General features: G+C 51.0%; 15 protein-coding genes and 1 riboswitch. Of the genes, 12 read left to right on the top strand and 3 right to left on the bottom strand.

Translation table 11 applies throughout. From position 1 onward, the window contains the following. Nucleotides 1-43 precede the first annotated feature (43 nt). Nucleotides 44-1,465 carry a PLP-dependent aminotransferase family protein gene (locus MKY73_RS22410; RefSeq protein WP_339303531.1) on the bottom strand — a complete coding sequence of 474 codons (1,422 nt, stop codon included), beginning with the start codon at nucleotides 1,463-1,465 and terminating at the stop codon, nucleotides 44-46. 120 nt (nucleotides 1,466-1,585) lie between these two features. Here MKY73_RS22410 and MKY73_RS22405 point away from each other — a divergent pair, with 120 nt between their 5' ends. Further along, a complete protein-coding gene (locus MKY73_RS22405; protein WP_339303530.1) occupies nucleotides 1,586-2,524 on the top strand; it encodes an EamA family transporter in 939 nt (312 codons plus the stop codon). A gap of 267 nt (nucleotides 2,525-2,791) precedes the next feature. Further along, nucleotides 2,792-3,115: a hypothetical protein gene (locus MKY73_RS22400; RefSeq protein ID WP_339303529.1), complete on the top strand. Its 324-nt coding sequence runs from the start codon at nucleotides 2,792-2,794 to the stop codon at nucleotides 3,113-3,115. A gap of 123 nt (nucleotides 3,116-3,238) precedes the next feature. Here MKY73_RS22400 and MKY73_RS22395 read toward each other — a convergent pair whose 3' ends face one another. Both MKY73_RS22395 and MKY73_RS22390 read right to left on the bottom strand, forming a co-directional pair. Next, on the bottom strand, nucleotides 3,239-4,042 hold the full coding sequence (locus MKY73_RS22395; RefSeq protein WP_036610742.1) for a Cof-type HAD-IIB family hydrolase: 804 nt from the start codon (nucleotides 4,040-4,042) through the stop codon (nucleotides 3,239-3,241). Nucleotides 4,043-4,322: 280 nt separating this feature from the next. Next, a complete protein-coding gene (locus MKY73_RS22390) occupies nucleotides 4,323-5,327 on the bottom strand; it encodes a lipoate--protein ligase (protein ID WP_339303528.1) in 1,005 nt (334 codons plus the stop codon). Nucleotides 5,328-5,516: 189 nt separating this feature from the next. Between MKY73_RS22390 and cobD the strand changes: the two genes are divergently transcribed. The 10 genes from cobD (at nucleotide 5,517) to cobS (ending at nucleotide 15,398) form a co-directional block, all read left to right on the top strand. Beyond that, on the top strand, nucleotides 5,517-6,707 hold the full coding sequence (gene cobD, locus MKY73_RS22385; protein ID WP_339303527.1) for a threonine-phosphate decarboxylase CobD: 1,191 nt from the start codon (nucleotides 5,517-5,519) through the stop codon (nucleotides 6,705-6,707). Continuing rightward, a complete protein-coding gene (locus MKY73_RS22380) occupies nucleotides 6,704-7,534 on the top strand; it encodes an adenosylcobinamide amidohydrolase (RefSeq protein WP_339303526.1) in 831 nt (276 codons plus the stop codon). The genes cobD and MKY73_RS22380 overlap by 4 nt, the downstream gene beginning before the upstream one ends. Nucleotides 7,535-7,578: 44 nt before the next feature. Then, nucleotides 7,579-8,559, top strand: a complete 981-nt coding sequence (cbiB, locus tag MKY73_RS22375; protein ID WP_339308694.1) for an adenosylcobinamide-phosphate synthase CbiB — start codon at nucleotides 7,579-7,581, stop codon at nucleotides 8,557-8,559. Beyond that, nucleotides 8,550-9,236, top strand: coding sequence for a histidine phosphatase family protein (locus MKY73_RS22370; protein ID WP_339303525.1), 687 nt, complete (start codon nucleotides 8,550-8,552; stop codon nucleotides 9,234-9,236). The genes cbiB and MKY73_RS22370 overlap by 10 nt, the downstream gene beginning before the upstream one ends. Nucleotides 9,237-9,414: 178 nt before the next feature. After that, nucleotides 9,415-9,533, top strand: a riboswitch (cobalamin riboswitch). Between the two features lie 412 nt (nucleotides 9,534-9,945). Then, complete coding sequence (locus MKY73_RS22365; RefSeq protein WP_339303524.1) at nucleotides 9,946-10,944, top strand: ABC transporter substrate-binding protein; 999 nt, start codon at nucleotides 9,946-9,948, stop codon at nucleotides 10,942-10,944. Beyond that, entirely contained in the window at nucleotides 10,941-11,987 is a 1,047-nt protein-coding gene (locus tag MKY73_RS22360; RefSeq protein ID WP_339303523.1) for an iron chelate uptake ABC transporter family permease subunit, read from the top strand. Before MKY73_RS22365 ends, MKY73_RS22360 begins: the two co-directional genes overlap by 4 nt. Beyond that, nucleotides 11,984-12,802 (top strand): ABC transporter ATP-binding protein, encoded by an 819-nt coding sequence (locus MKY73_RS22355; RefSeq protein ID WP_339303522.1) that lies wholly within the window; start codon nucleotides 11,984-11,986, stop codon nucleotides 12,800-12,802. The genes MKY73_RS22360 and MKY73_RS22355 overlap by 4 nt, the downstream gene beginning before the upstream one ends. A 45-nt stretch (nucleotides 12,803-12,847) precedes the next feature. Next, nucleotides 12,848-13,954 carry a nicotinate-nucleotide--dimethylbenzimidazole phosphoribosyltransferase gene (gene cobT, locus MKY73_RS22350; RefSeq protein ID WP_339303521.1) on the top strand — a complete coding sequence of 369 codons (1,107 nt, stop codon included), beginning with the start codon at nucleotides 12,848-12,850 and terminating at the stop codon, nucleotides 13,952-13,954. Next, nucleotides 13,951-14,511 carry a bifunctional adenosylcobinamide kinase/adenosylcobinamide-phosphate guanylyltransferase gene (gene cobU / locus MKY73_RS22345; RefSeq protein WP_339240453.1) on the top strand — a complete coding sequence of 187 codons (561 nt, stop codon included), beginning with the start codon at nucleotides 13,951-13,953 and terminating at the stop codon, nucleotides 14,509-14,511. The genes cobT and cobU overlap by 4 nt, the downstream gene beginning before the upstream one ends. Continuing rightward, nucleotides 14,508-15,398, top strand: coding sequence for an adenosylcobinamide-GDP ribazoletransferase (gene cobS, locus MKY73_RS22340; RefSeq protein WP_339303520.1), 891 nt, complete (start codon nucleotides 14,508-14,510; stop codon nucleotides 15,396-15,398). Before cobU ends, cobS begins: the two co-directional genes overlap by 4 nt. Nucleotides 15,399-15,435 lie beyond the last annotated feature (37 nt).

Below are 15,435 nucleotides of genomic sequence, written 5' to 3'. Positions count from 1 at the left end.
TTATCCCATCTTCTTGGTACTGAAAAGCGGACTGAACACGCACTTATATACTTTTAGCCAGCGTAATAAGCCTGTTCATGCCTTCCCGAATCTGCTGCTCATGTGCATAAGAGAAGGACAAACGCAGCTTGCGACTGGCTGAATGATCCGAAGAATCGAATACGGTTCCGGGTACAAAGGCAACGGATTGTTCCATGCATCGGTGAAGCAGTCTTCCGGTATCCACGCCCTTCGGAAGCTCCACCCAAAAGTTGAGTCCGCCCTCGGGTCGGGTCCACTTCCAGTCCGTTTCCAGGAGATATTGTTCCATCACTTCCATACGCAGCTGGATGGCGGTCCGCAGCTTGGACAGATGCTGATGCATACGTTCTGACTGAAAATAACGGAGAAAAAGCTTCTGATTCAGGAGAGGCGATCCGTTATCTGTCAGTGATTTTACGGCCTGTAGGCCTGGCATGAAACGCTGACGGCATATGATGGCTGCAATCCGCAGCCCGGGTGCAACATACTTGCTATAACTGCGAATGTACAAGGTGTGTCCGGTGGTGTCATAGGTGAAAATGGGTGCAGGAGGTTTCTCCTTAAAATAGATATCATAGGTGCTGTCGTCCTCGAGCAGGAAACATCCATACTGTTCTGCAAGTTCGGGTAAGTGTTTGCGCTGTTCTACTGGAACATTCATGCCGGTTGGATTCTGAAAGGTCGGTGTCATATAAAAGAGGCGTGGCTTTTCACTCTTCATCAGATGTTCGATCTGCTCCAGATCATAACCCTCGGGATGAATGTCGGTGAAGATGAGCCGGGCACCTTGTTTGCGGAAAATTTCCATTGCCGGTCCATACGTAGGCCGTTCCATCAGGACCCGATCCCCGGGCTTGACCAGCGTCCGCGAGATGACGTCAATCGCTTGCTGGGCACCCGATGTAATTAACACCTCGTCTGCGGAGAGGTAGAAGCGTTCCTTGGTTGTCAGATGGCTTGCCATCGCACTGCGCAACTCCAGATCTCCCTGAATCGTGGAGTACGTTCCGAGCAGACGTGGATATTGATCCAGCAGATCACGCATCAGTTCTCCCCAATACCGATTGGGAAGCAGGGCGGGATCAATCAATGATTTGGAAAACTGGAATTCGGCTTCGAGCGATTGTACACGTGCGAGGGAGTCCCAGTGCAGCCAAGCAGACACGGCGGGATCATCAGCCTGATCGGTTACTGAGAATGGAGTTGCCGGGCTGACATAATAGCCGGACTTGTCTTTCACATAAACATTCCCGCGCTCCTTTAACTCCTGATAGGCTTTGAAAACGGTCAGCCGATGTACGCCGAGCAGCTCGGACAGGCTTCGTACAGATGGCAGTTTTTCATGTTCAGCCCACTCTCCCGCTTCAATACGCACAACGAGATAATGGATGACTTGCTCATATAATTTCAGACTGTTATCTGTCATCATCAAGGTTTTGCCCATCCGGCTCACACTCCTTTTGAACTCTATTGTAACAGCTAATAGGCGATAACTGTTCTGTTTTGTTCATTCTGTTCTGTAGACCATGAGATATGATGAAGAACAGATAAAGGAGTGGTATTCATGGTGGGTATTGCATTTACGGTCATGTGTCTTATTTTCGGTACAACGTTTCTGGCTATCAAAATTGGAGTGGAGGCTGGCATGCCGCCTTTTCTGTCAGCCGGACTGCGTTTTGTAATCGCGGGAGCGCTGATGTTTGCATGGATGTGGATGAAGGGCAAAGTGAGCTGGTCCCTACTGTTCCGCAAGGAGATGTTGTTGACGGGAGCGGGTCTGACCTTCGGCACCTTTGCCACATTATATTGGGCTGAACAGCATGTGAGCTCGGGTGTGGGTGCCATTTTGTCAGCGACAGGGCCACTGATGATTATGCTGATGCAGACGGCGCTGTTACGGCAAAAAACATCTGCTCGTATGATGGTGGGCTGCCTAATCGGGTTCACCGGTGTGGTTCTGGTTGTGCTGCCAGGTGTATCGCTTGGTGCAGGTTCCCTGTTCATGTGGGGCTGTATTGCGGTATTGGTGGGGGAAGTCTGTTATTCTGCAGGCGCATTGTACTCCAAAAAGGTCATTCATCAGTTCAAGGAGGCTAGTCCTGTAGCCATTAATGCGGTGCAGATGATGTACGGGGGATTGCTGCTAACTCTGCTCTCTGCTGGAACGGAATCGTGGAATATGTCTGTTCTGGACTGGGTGCCTGCTGTCTCGTCGGTGATCTATCTGACGGTCATCGGCTCGATGGTGGGGCATAGTCTGTTCTACTGGATTATGTCGCGTACCAATCCGTTATTCCCGGCAACCTGGTTATACATCTCACCCCCCATCGCCGTTGGGCTTGGCGCTGTTGTCTATGGTGAGCATGTCAGCTGGGTTACGTGGATCGGTGTGGTGCTGGTCGTTTCGGGTCTGCTGGCGATGAATGAGAAGGTGATGGGTTGGATTTGGAAAAAAAGCCGTTCCAATTCGGTAGTTCAAACCTCTAAACCCGTGGTGAAGTAGGGCTACGTATTACCACTGGAATGAAAGAAACTAAAACTCTCGCGTTACTTCATCGTAAGATGTCGTAAACGGGAGTTTTTTGTTGAGACGAATTAAATATAGGTTATAAGAAGAAGCTGGATATGATATAGTATGGGATGCGCTTAACAATGTAGAGAGGAGAAACTTATACCCGACGAAGTATTTTAACTTAGCATGTGGGAGAAAAGATTAATTAAGTTCAATCTATGCAAAACAACCAGACTGTCATTAGGGAGCTGCATTATTGTGGAAGATGAATTTCATGTGATTTCAATTATTTTAGGTTTTGTTGCTTTTTTAGTGTATCTCTTTTTTGCATTTAGTCATCGTTATCTAGCTTTCTATGGCTATTTTATCATCTGGGGTGGACTTTTGTTTCTAAGTATTAAGTTCGATATGGATTTTTATTGGGTGAATCAGGCGGTTCCAAGTATGGTGGGTAGTATGATTGGGATGCTCTGGGGATTCTTTAGCAGTGCTGGAGAAGATGCAAGTCACTACCGGGCTGAGAAGAGGGAACAACGAGAGCGTGCTGTTAGAGCACTAGAGAAAATGGCCAATAAAAAATGAGTTTTTAGAAAATGGATACATACTTATAATAAAAGCCCTGCACAAGCGAGATATCGCTGTGGAGGGCTTTTTGTTTTGTTTTCTGACATAACACATTATGCAAAATGCGCTTTTCTGAAATGCTTACTCTGCGTTCAGCACAAACTTCTCAATAACCTCTTTTACGCCGTCTTCGTTATTGCTCGCCGTAATGTAATCAGCCAGCTCTTTAAGAGCGGGGATGGCATTCCCCATCGCTACACCAAGACCGGCAACTTCGAGCATCTCATGGTCGTTCCAGGAGTCGCCGATGGCAATACACTCGCTGAGCTGGTGACCAAAGTGGTCTGCCAGGAAAGTAAGGGCGTGGCCTTTGGTTCCTTCATTGTGCATGATCTCCAGGAAGTAAGGTTTGGACTTGGTGATATGCACTTGAGGTCCGAGCAATTCACGCAGGTCAACGGCAACCTTATCCAAGTAGTCCGGCTCATCGATAATAAGCAGTTTCGGTGTTTTTTGTTCGATGACTTTGATGAAATCAGATTCGATATAATATTGGGTGCCATTTAATTTGGCGTAATCACGCAGCTTGTCGTTTTCCTCACGGGCATACAGCTTGTCGTCAATGTATGTTTGAAGGTGGAGATTGTTCTCCAGGCAGTAATCATACAATTTGCGGGAAGCTTCCTGTGGAACGTAACGTTCATAAAGTACTTTTTCGTCCAGCAGGTTTTTCACCAAAGCACCTTGATACGTAATGATGGGCACGTTAAGTCCGGTTTGACGAGCAAGCGCTTGTGCGGAAGCATAAGCACGTCCAGTCGCCAGTGTTACCGTTACACCATGGGCAACCGCTTGTTCCAGTGCAGTCTGTGTGGCAGGGGTTACTTCCTTGTTGTCGTTGATCAGTGTGTCATCAATGTCGATTGCGATTAATTTGTAGCTCATCTGTGTGTTTCTCTCCTTTTTTATCTGTATCTATACTGACGAACGAAAAAATTAGTTTTACACGAAGCCACTCCGAATACAGATTCATCTTTCGATCGCTGTTATCCCCGGATTTTTGATTCCATTCCCCAAGGGGAAATCCGTTGATAAGCGTATGCTTCCGATGTAGCTTTTTTTCAAAAAGCTTTAAGCGAATGCTTCGCTTCTCCCGATGAATTCTGTCTTCTCCGTTAACGTGTAATCTTAGACTTCGTTCTAAAACTATACCTACATCTAAATCCTACTCTTCCAGAAAAACAAGGCCGATAAAGTCTTCCAGCTCAAGGTTGCCGAAGTAGTGTTTTACATCCAGCCCCTCAAGTGCAGTACGCACCTCGGATTCCTCATAACGCTTGCCGCGCAGCATATCCTCGATATCCGCTACATCGCCTACACCGAAGAAGTCGCCGAAGATTTTGATATCTTCGATGCGTCCATCCTTGATGTTCATGCGCAGATCGATGATGCCGACAGGGAATTTGCGAGTGTGCTTCACATTGCTTTCCGGAGACAAGCCATAGTTCCAGTCCCAGTTGTTATAACGCTCAGCAGAGATTTCCTTTATTTTGTCCCAGTCCTTGTCAGTCAGCTTGTATTGAGGGACGTCTTGTGGCTCCATTCTGAAAATGTGACGCAAAAGCTCATCACGGAACTGCTCGATCGTCAGGTTGGTGTCAATCAGATCCCGTATGTTGGCGACCCGGCTGCGCACGGACTTGGTGCTCTTGGATTTGAATTTCTCGGGATTGACGTTCAGGGAAGCCTGAACATGCTCCAGATTCAGATCAAACATCAAGGTTCCATGACTGAACATGCGCCCACGTGTGGAAAACTGAGCGTTGCCCGAAATTTTCTTTTCGCCCACTTGCAGATCATTACGCCCGGTCAACTCGGCATTTACACCAAGCTCGTGCAAAGCCTCAACGACAGGCTGGGTAAACTTGCGGAAATTGTGGAAGGATTGACCGTCATCCGCTGTAATAAAACTGAAATTCAGGTTGCCCAGATCGTGATATACCGCTCCGCCGCCCGAAAGACGACGAACCACCTGCACGCCGTTATCCTGAACGTACTCGATATTAATTTCTTCAATTGTATTTTGGTGCTTTCCGATGATGATCGACGGACGGTTGATGTAGAACAGCAGATAGCTGTCATCCTCCATCGGCAGATGCTTCAGAATGTACTCCTCAATGGCAAGGTTTACAGAAGGATCTGTAATGCCCTGGTTGTCTACAAACAGCATGGTCATTCCTCCATTAATGTATGTGAGGGATTGCTAGTCCCTTATGTAGTGAACCTTGGATATCAAACGGAACCGAAATTCCTCTTCTATTGTAAACGAATTATGGTTGGGACACAAAGAAAACAGGATTGACCCACACCTCCCGTGCCATCCATAATAAAAAGGACATACAGAAAGGATGACGGAAGAATGACCGGTTATATCGAAGTGTTCGGACATGGCGGGGACGTGGAGACGGCTGCGTCACGATTTGGGAGGGAAGCCACTGAATTTCTGGATTTCAGTGCCAACATTAATCCGCTCGGTCCGCCCAGAGAAGTGCTGGAGTCTATACAGCAAGGGTTGCAGTCCGTGATTCGGTACCCCGATCCGGGGCATCGTAGATTCAAAGCACTGCTGAGCGAGCGTCTTGGTGTGATGCAGGAGCAGATTTCCGTGGGCAATGGTGCAGCCGAAAGTATGGCGCTCATTCTGCTGGGGCTTGCCCCGCGCAAGGTGGGTACAGTGGAACCGGGATTCTCGGAGTATCGGGCGTTGGCAGAACAATTCGGTGCCGAGGTTGTGCATACAGAGGGAAGAGAAGAGCTGGCGTGGCGAGCGGAACCCGAGGACATCGAACAGCTCATGGAAAAGGTAGACCTGCTCTTCCTCGGTCAGCCCAACAATCCGAACGGTGTACAATATCCGCTTGAGGTATTGCAAAGGCTTGCCCGCAAAGCGGAAAAAACGGGAACTGTCCTCGTCATTGATGAGGCATTTATGGATTTTATCCCGGTAGCCCGGCGCCAGTCCCTGGCAGCACATCTGAGCGACTATCCCAATGTGATCATCATTCGTTCGATGACGAAGTTTTATGCCATTCCGGGCTTGCGTCTCGGATATGCTTTGGGCCGTGCGGAATACATCCAGGCAATGACGAAGAAACAGGTGACCTGGAGTGTCAACGGTCTGGCGCTTATGGCAGGTGAAGCCTGTCTGCGCAGTGGAGAACGGTACGAACAGGAGACCCTATCACAGATCACGCGTGAACGGGAACATCTCATCGCTGGACTGCAGGCGTATGGATGTGCGGTGACACCAGGAGAAGCGAACTTTATTTTGGCACGTGTTCCAGCGCCTTGGACAGCAGCATCCATGCAGGAGGCGCTGGGCCAAAGGGGGATCTTGATTCGCAGCTGTGCGATGTATCCGGGGCTTGACGAAGGCCATGTACGTTTCGCGGTCAAGGATGCAGACGCCAATGCTACTTTGCTCGAAGTGCTGGGCAGCGTGCTGGAAAGCAAGGGAGATCCGAATGCTGATCAGACCTCCATTCATGAATCAAGTCAGTTGGAGCAGGCGAAAGGTTCGGAGCAGGAACAGGGAGGGAAGCGGCAGTGACACTCCCGTTTTATAACTACTTTGCGAATGGAAAAACAGATGAGAATGAATATGCAGCCTCTTCCTGGCCGGGACTAAACATATCTGCATATGAACGACATATCAAAGCACAGAGCCCAAGGGCTGCCCAAGCGTTGTCGAGTGCGGTATATGGCGGTGGGATGCTAGAACTGGATCGCATATTTAACATCTATGTGGACAGGCATTACCGCTGTGATGATCCGCCGCGTGATATCGAACAAGCACTGCATGAATGGCGTGAGTCAGAGGATCAATGTGCCGGATTGCTGACAGCGGTAAGGCTGGAGCATACCTCCATTCAGGAATTTACAAGTGATGAATTTGGTCTTCTGTGCTGCACCACTGCGGGGGTATCGAATGCAGCACGCGCGGGGTCGGAGAGAACGGTATTTGATGCGGCAGGAAATAAGACGATGGCTTCCGGCAGGGACCACTCTGCTCCTTCAGCACGGAATCTAACGATGCAGCCCTATGTCCCGGGTACAATTAACATCATGCTCTGGTTGAATGGACGCATGACCACCGGGGCGATGGTGAATGCGGTGCAGACGGCGGTGGAAGCCAAAGCGGCAGCGCTGGCGGATGCAGGTGTTTTGGATTCAGAGAACGGGTTGCCCGCCACCGGCACCACAACTGATGCCATTGTGTTTGCAGTACGTCAGGCAGTGGAGGAACCACAACCGATGATTACTTATGCCGGGACGGCGACTACGGCGGGGGCGGCGATTGGCAGATTGGTATACGACACGGTGACGGAGAGCCTTCAGGCCGGACTGTTATGGAAAGAGAGGATCAGGCACAAATGACTTTTGAGATAGAGCATCTATGGACCTGGCCGTTCTGGACAGGCATGGCTGGAGCCTGGATTATTATACTGGCGTACCTGTTGGACCGATGTATCGGTGATCCGCGCTGGATTCCCCACCCGGTGATTGGCATGGGAAAAGGCATCTCGGCGTTGGAGCGTGTCATTCGCTCGCATGTGAACACAGATTCGGGGCTGAAGAGAGCAGGGCTGTTGTTCCCGCTTGTGGTTGCGGGGGCTTCTTTTGCCATCACTTGGGGACTTGTATATGTGCTTGGATTGATTCATCCTGTCATTGCGGCGGCAGCTGAAGTGGTGCTCATCGCAACGACCATTGCTTCAAAAGGGCTGAAGGATGCAGGTATGGAAGTGTATCGTCATCTGAAGCAGCAGGATTGGCCGGCGGCCAGACGTTCACTGAGCATGATTGTAGGACGTGATACGGCGCATCTGGATGAACCGGAGGTTGTGCGGGGAACGGTAGAGACGGTTGCTGAAAATATTGTGGATGCCATTGTATCCCCGTTATTCTATGCGCTTATTGGAGGCGCTCCGCTAGCCATGGCTTATCGTGCCGTCAACACACTGGATTCCATGGTCGGATATAAAAATGACAAGTATCTGCATCTTGGCTGGGCCTCGGCCCGTCTGGATGATGTGGCGAACTGGATACCTGCCCGGCTCACCGCAATTCTGTTAATCGTGGGTGCCTGGGTCATGAAATTTGATGCCAAAGGAGCAGCACGGATGGTCGATCGGGATGCAAGACTGCATCCAAGTCCGAATAGCGGGTTTCCCGAATCAGCAGTGGCTGGAGCACTGGGCATCCGACTTGGCGGACATAACGTGTATCACGGAGTTGCTTCGTTTCGTGCCTACATGGGCGAGGCTACACGGCCGATGGAAGCCGAGGATATTGTGCGAACATCACGCCTGATGTTCTGGTCCGCAGGGGCTTTTGTTGTACTTTGCGTGTTAATATCGCTGGGTGTGTGGCTGGCAGGAGGGATGCTGTTATGGCCCTGAATGAGGGGAATGCAGGCAAGGACGTACATACGGATCAACCGGCTTCAATGAAACGAAACATTCTGTGGGTCCGTCACGGGACAACGCTATGGAATGTGGAAAAAAGATACCTGGGGCATACCGACATCGGTCTGCTGCCAGATGCCAAAGAAGAACTGGCTCCGCTTCATGAACAATTGAGCGGTGTTTCGTGGCACGAGGTATATTGTAGTGATCTGCTGCGCTGCCGACAGACGCTGGAACAGATGCTTCCTGATGCCGGCGGAAAGGTGAAGTTCGATCAGCGTCTGCGGGAAATTGATTTTGGACAGTGGGAAGGGCTAACATATGAGCAGCTCAAGGATAACCCAGAGTACCGAAACTGGATTGATGCGCCGCAGAAGGTCACTCCGCCTGATGGGGAATCGTGGCAGGGGTTTACGGAGCGAATGGATTCATTTCTCCAAGAGATGTTGTTGGAGAGGTGCTCTTCAATGCACGTTGATGAGGGACGGGAACCTACCATAGTTGTGGTTACGCATGGTGGTGTCATCCGATATGCCTTGTCCCGTCTGATTGCCGGGCTTGGGTTCTGGGATACACATGTCGTACCGGGACAGGCGATTCAGGTCCAGCTTGATCGACAGGGGAATCAATGGTCTGGCAGCAGAGTGACTTTTCCACCAATCGGGTTGTAAGGATGTACAATATACCCTATAATCACAACAGAAGTGTGACTTCAGCATGGATACAGATACGGTGCAGGCTGTGAAGGCTAATGCGTATATAACATGCAGAATTTACATGACAATGTTATACCATATCAGCGACCAAGGGTCCCGCGTGTGAAGGCTGTTTTCATGGCAGATTAGTACGAGTCGTGAAACACACAAGGGTGAAATGGGGAAGTCGGTGCAAATCCGGCACGGTCCCGCCACTGTAAAACAGGATGATTCCTGTAAGTCAGGTTACCTGCCCTGGACGTACAAACCGGTGTTCCTTCGAGGAAAGGACAGCGTTTCGGGCTATTCTATGCGCATGGACAACCCTTGGTTGAACATGTACAGATCGCCATATGCGAGACGTCATCCCTGATCCTGGACGTAAGGATTAGGGATTTTTTATTGTTCATGCAAGATGAACTGAGACCAATTTTACATGAGTTCACTCCGATTGCAGTACCATCTTCCGATCGCTGTTATTCCCGGATTTTTTTGATTCCCTTTTCGATAGGGAAAATCCGGTCATAAAGGCGAACACTTCGTTTCTTCAGATCGGTTCTGCACTCTCCGTTAGCGTGTAAATGTTGCAGTTCAAACCTTGCATAGGAACACCAAGGCAAGGCGTAGTAAGAGTTCAAGCATGATGCAAGAAAATAGTACAGATAGAGAAGGGGAGAATAACAGAATGAATTTCAAGAATTGGAAAAGCGTAGCGTCCCTGCTAAGTGCAGCGGCACTCGCACTGGCTTTGGCCGGATGTGGCAATGCAACAACGAACGAGGGCACAGGTACTTCACAGCAACCGGCACAGGAGCAGTCCCAAGGACAGGCGCAGACGGACCTCAAAACACAATATCCACTGACCGTTACGGATGCAACGGGTGAATCGTTTACTTTTGAACAGGCGCCAGCCAAAATTGTATCCGTGTCACCAGCTGAGACAGAGTCCCTGTTTGCCCTTGGATTGGATGAACAGATCGTTGGTGTATCCGACTATGATGATTATCCTGAGGCAGCAACAACCAAAGCGAAAATGGGCGGCATCACCAAGCCCAACGAAGAGTCCATCATTGCATCTGAAGCCGACATTGTCTTTACAGGTATCTCGATGAGTGAGGATGCCGTGAAGAAGCTGCGCGAACTCGGTATTACCATTTTCAAAACGGATCCTAAATCCATTGACGATGTGATGAACAATATCGAAACCTTCGGTAAAATCACCGATCATCAGGAAAAAGCACAAGAAATCATCACTCAGATGAAACAGGACGTGACGGATGTAACCGAAGCGGTGAAGGCAGTTAAACCGGAAGAGAAGAAAAAAGTATACGTTGAATTCTCCCCAGGTTGGTCGGTAGGTAAAGGTGAGTTCATGGACGAACTGATCACTGTAGCCGGAGGAACCAATATCGCTTCAAACGAAGAAGGCTGGTACCAAATCAATGAAGAAAACGTGATTGCCTCCAACCCCGATGTAATCTTGTATGCCAACGATGTAATTGATGAAAACTCCAAAACACTGGATCAGATCATCAAGGCGCGCAGTGGCTGGGATCAAATTACGGCTGTGAAAAATGACGCTGTTATTGGCCTGGATGCCAACCTGTTGAGCCGTCCGGGTCCACGGGTAACTCAAGGGTTGAAAGAAGTAGCCAAAGCGATCTACCCTGACTTGTTCCAATGAGTAAAAAGCTGATCCTGTTCGGAACGACGGGCATGGTGCTGCTGGTGCTCACCGTGCTCATCTGCACGGGCATTGGTTCAGTAGCTTTGCCAATTCGGGATATTGCGGGCATCCTGATTCACAAAATTCCCTGGGTGGGCGACTGGATTACACCGGATTGGAATAAGGCAGCCGAACAGATTATCTGGAAAGTCCGTTTTCCGCGTGTACTGCTTGCTGTGCTCGTGGGGGCTTCACTGGCCATTGCGGGTGCGGGCTTCCAGGGTGTGCTGCGTAATCCGCTGGCCGATCCGTTTACGCTCGGTGTATCATCTGGTGCGTCGGTAGGGGCGGCTTTCCTGATTTTCTTCGGATTGCAGTACGCACTGATCGGAATCTGGACGTTGCCTCTGATTGCGTTTTTGACGGGTGTAATCACGTTATGGTTTGTTATGGCACTGGCTCGTGAAGGGCGTAAAATTCCAACACACAGCCTCATTCTGGCGGGTGTGGTCATGCAAAGTTTCCTAGGCGCAGTGGTTTCCTTCCTGTCGACCATGTCGAAACAGACGATTAATGAAATTATATACTGGACGATGGGAAGTCTGGCATTACGCGGGTGGTCGTATACGGCCATCCTTTTCCCGTATTTTCTGCTCGGGCTAATCTTTCTCTGGAGTCGTGCACGCTCATTAAATGTGCTTGCGCTGGGAGAACGTCAAGCGGCACATATCGGGATCGGAGTGGACAGGCTTAAGCTGTCCGTGCTGGCAGTCGGCACACTGCTGACCGCCGGGGCTGTCTCGGTATCAGGTGTCATCGGATTCGTTGGATTGGTGATCCCGCATATGTTGCGGCTGCTGGTGGGGCCGGATTACCGACTGCTGGTACCTCTGTCTGCCATTGGGGGAGCGATCTTCATGGTGTGGGCCGATACCATCGCAAGATCGTTGCTGGCGCCCACTGAAATTCCGCTCGGGGTGGTCACTGCCTTTGTTGGTGCGCCGTTCTTTGCTTACCTGCTGCACCGGAACAAAAAGTTGCAGAGGGGGATGATGCCATGAATTCCAGTACCCGTTCCAACTTGACTTCGACTTCCCTTATCTCCATTAAGGGAGCAGGAAAATCATATGGTAACCACCAGGCATTGCGTAGTGTAGACTGGCATGTCGGTGAAGGTGACTGGTGGGGAATTGTCGGTCCAAACGGCAGCGGCAAGTCCACTCTGATCCAGCTTATTGCCGGAACGGAACAGTTAAGCGAAGGTGAGATCTGTATTGATGGTCGAGACATCGGCTCATACAGTCGTAAGGACCTGTCGCGCATGATTGCTGTATTGCAGCAGGATGGCTTGCCAACCATCTCCTATCCCGTGCGAGACGTGGTGGAGATGGGGCGATATCCGTACCAGAACTGGCTGGGGCGGGAAGCGGGTGATGGGGCACTTGTGGTAGACAGGGTGCTGGAAGACCTGGGATTGACGGAGCTCGCGGACAGACCTCTGGATGCACTCAGCGGTGGACAACGGCAGCGGGTCGCACTAGCCAAAGTGATGGCTCAGGAGCCACGGTTGTTGCTGCTGGACGAGCCGACTACTTTTCTGGATATTAAGTATCAATTGCAATTCATGGAATTGTTATCGGCATGGCGACAGAGAAATAACATTACGATTGTGGCTGTGCTGCATGATCTGAATCTGGCCGCATTATTTTGCGATCACATTCTGGCGCTGCGTGAGGGCATGGCGGTGGGAAAGGGCACACCTCATACGTTGATCAACGAAGAGAATATCCAGGACATATTTCGCGTCAGACCCGCGATTGTCTCCCATCCCGACCATGACATACCTCAACTGCTGCTGCGGCGGGACATCGATTAGTTGAAGCGGGGCAACCCATATTTTGATGAAGGAAGTGCTGGTTGTATGAATAATGAACAGATGTTGGAGCAATTAACGAAAAGGATTACCGCTCCTGACCAGGATGTGGCGGCAGAAACCTCTGCGCATGTGGATTCGTTGACGAAGCCGCCGGGAAGTCTGGGCAAATTGGAAGAGCTGGTAATCCGCCTGGCTGGCATGACGGGTAATGCACGTCCGCGTTTTGATCACAGGGCGGTCATTGTCATGGCAGCAGATCACGGCGTAGTTGAAGAAGGCATCAGTGCTTTTCCTGCTGAAGTAACCCCGCAGATGGTCCTGAATTTCCTCGCTGGGGGTGCAGCCGTGAATGTGCTTGCACGTCATGCAGGTGCTGATGTGATCTGTGTGGATATCGGGGTGAATGCCGATCTTGAACATCCGAATCTGCTTTCCCGTAAAATTCGCAAAGGCACGGCCAACATGGCCCGAGGCGCAGCGATGACAAGGGATGAGGCCGTTCGGGCGATCCTTGCAGGAGCCGAAGTTGTATCGGCAGAGGTGGCGAAGGGAACACAGCTGTTTGTAACCGGGGAGATGGGAATCGGCAACACCACCGCAAGTGCTGCGGTAATGAGCGCATTAACCGGAGTTGCACCAGCTGCCGCCGTAGGAAGAGGAACCGGCATTGATGATGCAGGCTTGCAGCGTAAGGCTGCTGTAGTCAGCCGGACACTTAGCGTAAACGCTCCGAACCCGGAAGATGCACTGGATGTTCTGTGTAAAGTGGGGGGACTTGAGATTGCCGGACTCACGGGGGTTATCCTCGCAGCAGCTGCTCATCGTTGCCCGGTTGTTGTAGACGGGTTCATCTCTACCGCCGCGGCACTGGTCGCAAGACAACTTGCACCTCTGAGTACAGCTTATATGATCGCTTCTCATACGTCACATGAAAATGGACATGGAGCGCTTTTGCGTGAACTGGACCTGAAATCGATGCTGGATCTGGACATGCGCCTGGGTGAAGGCACAGGCGGCGTGCTTAGTCTTCATCTGATTGATGCAGCATGCCTTATTCTGAACGAGATGGCGACCTTTGCAAGCGCGGGTGTCTCGGATGGGACAAGCCCTGCTTCGGATGACTCATCCGTGCAAAGAGAGGGTTCCCAATGAGCGTACTGGTGACGGGCGGGGCACGTAGTGGCAAAAGCTCCTTTGCCGAACGTCTCTGCATGCAGCGTTCCTCGGAGGCCTGGTATGTGGCGACAGCCCAGGCGTACGATGATGAAATGCGTGAGCGTATCGCCATGCATCAGCAGCAGCGCGAGGCATCGGGGTATCTGTGGCATACGATGGAAGAGCCGATGCATCTGCCTGCTTTGATTAATCGCATGGGTGAAGGGCACACAGGGACTTCAGCACCCACTATTCTGGTGGATTGCCTGACGCTTTGGCTGACGAATGTTTTGTTAGCACATGAGCATGACGAGAAGCAGGTGTTACAGGGACATTTGGATGCGCTGGTTGAAGCGATTCGAATCTATCCCGGTTTGCTTGTTCTTGTTACAAATGAAGTGGGGGACGGGATCGTACCGGAATATGCCCTTGGCAGGAAATATCGGGATTTGGCCGGTGTATTAAATCAGCGCATTGCGGCGATATGCGGTGAAGTGTTTCTGGTGACCGTAGGCATTGCGACCGAACTGAAAAGCAAGGAGTATCGCTTATGAAGGATGGCACGTCTGCTCCTCAGCGCAAACATGCCGCTGCAGCCGCTTTTCAATTTTTGTCCCGTTTCCCTGTCAAAATGCACATCGAATTTGTCCCGCCGCTGCTGCGTGAAAGTGTTGTTTTTTATCCGCTGGTCGGTGCTGCCATCGGTCTGTGTGTCTGGCTCGCGGGAGCCTTAAGCGGCGCAGTGCTTCCCGCCTTTCCGGCTGCCGTCCTGACCTTGACGTTGTGGGTATGGCTCACTGGTGGGCTTCATCTTGACGGATGGATGGATACGGCGGATGGCTTGCTCAGTTATCGTACCCGTGAGCGGATGCTGGAGATTATGAAGGACAGCCGTGTGGGGGCCATGGGCGTGATCGCCTGCGTCTTGCTGCTGATGATGAAAGCAGCGCTGATCGCCGATTTCATTGCCCGGGGCCACTGGGTGTATGGTGCGCTGTTGATCCTGCCCATGATCTGGAGCCGCTGGTTCATGGTGTATGCGATGTCTGCATGGCCGAATGCGCGCGGAGATGATGGACTTGCCGTATTGTTCAAAGGACTCGGTGAGCGGAAAGAGGTCCAGCGTGCACGCAGCTCAGCCGTGGGGCTGACCTTGATCGCAGGGGCAGTTACGTTTGCCGCGGTGTGGCTTTTCAAGCCGGATATGGGCATTGCAGATGCAATGCTGAGTGGTCTGGGAACACTGCCATGGTGGCTATACCCGGTGACGGCCGTTATTATACTGCCTGTGGCGTGTTATTACATCGGCCGATTCGTGGCAGCGCGGATCAGTGAACGACTCGGCGGTTTAACCGGGGATACGTATGGTGCCATCAATGAGCTGCTGGAGGCGGCTTTGTTGACTGTGCTGAGCGTGCTTCAAGGACTGTTTTGGCTTTAACTTTTGAAGTGTGAAGCAGTTTGGATAGCGTTACGCA

Origin of the sequence: Paenibacillus sp. FSL R5-0519, assembly GCF_037974275.1 — a bacterium.
Lineage (GTDB): Bacteria > Bacillota > Bacilli > Paenibacillales > Paenibacillaceae > Paenibacillus.
This window is presented reverse-complemented; position numbering and strand designations above follow the sequence as displayed.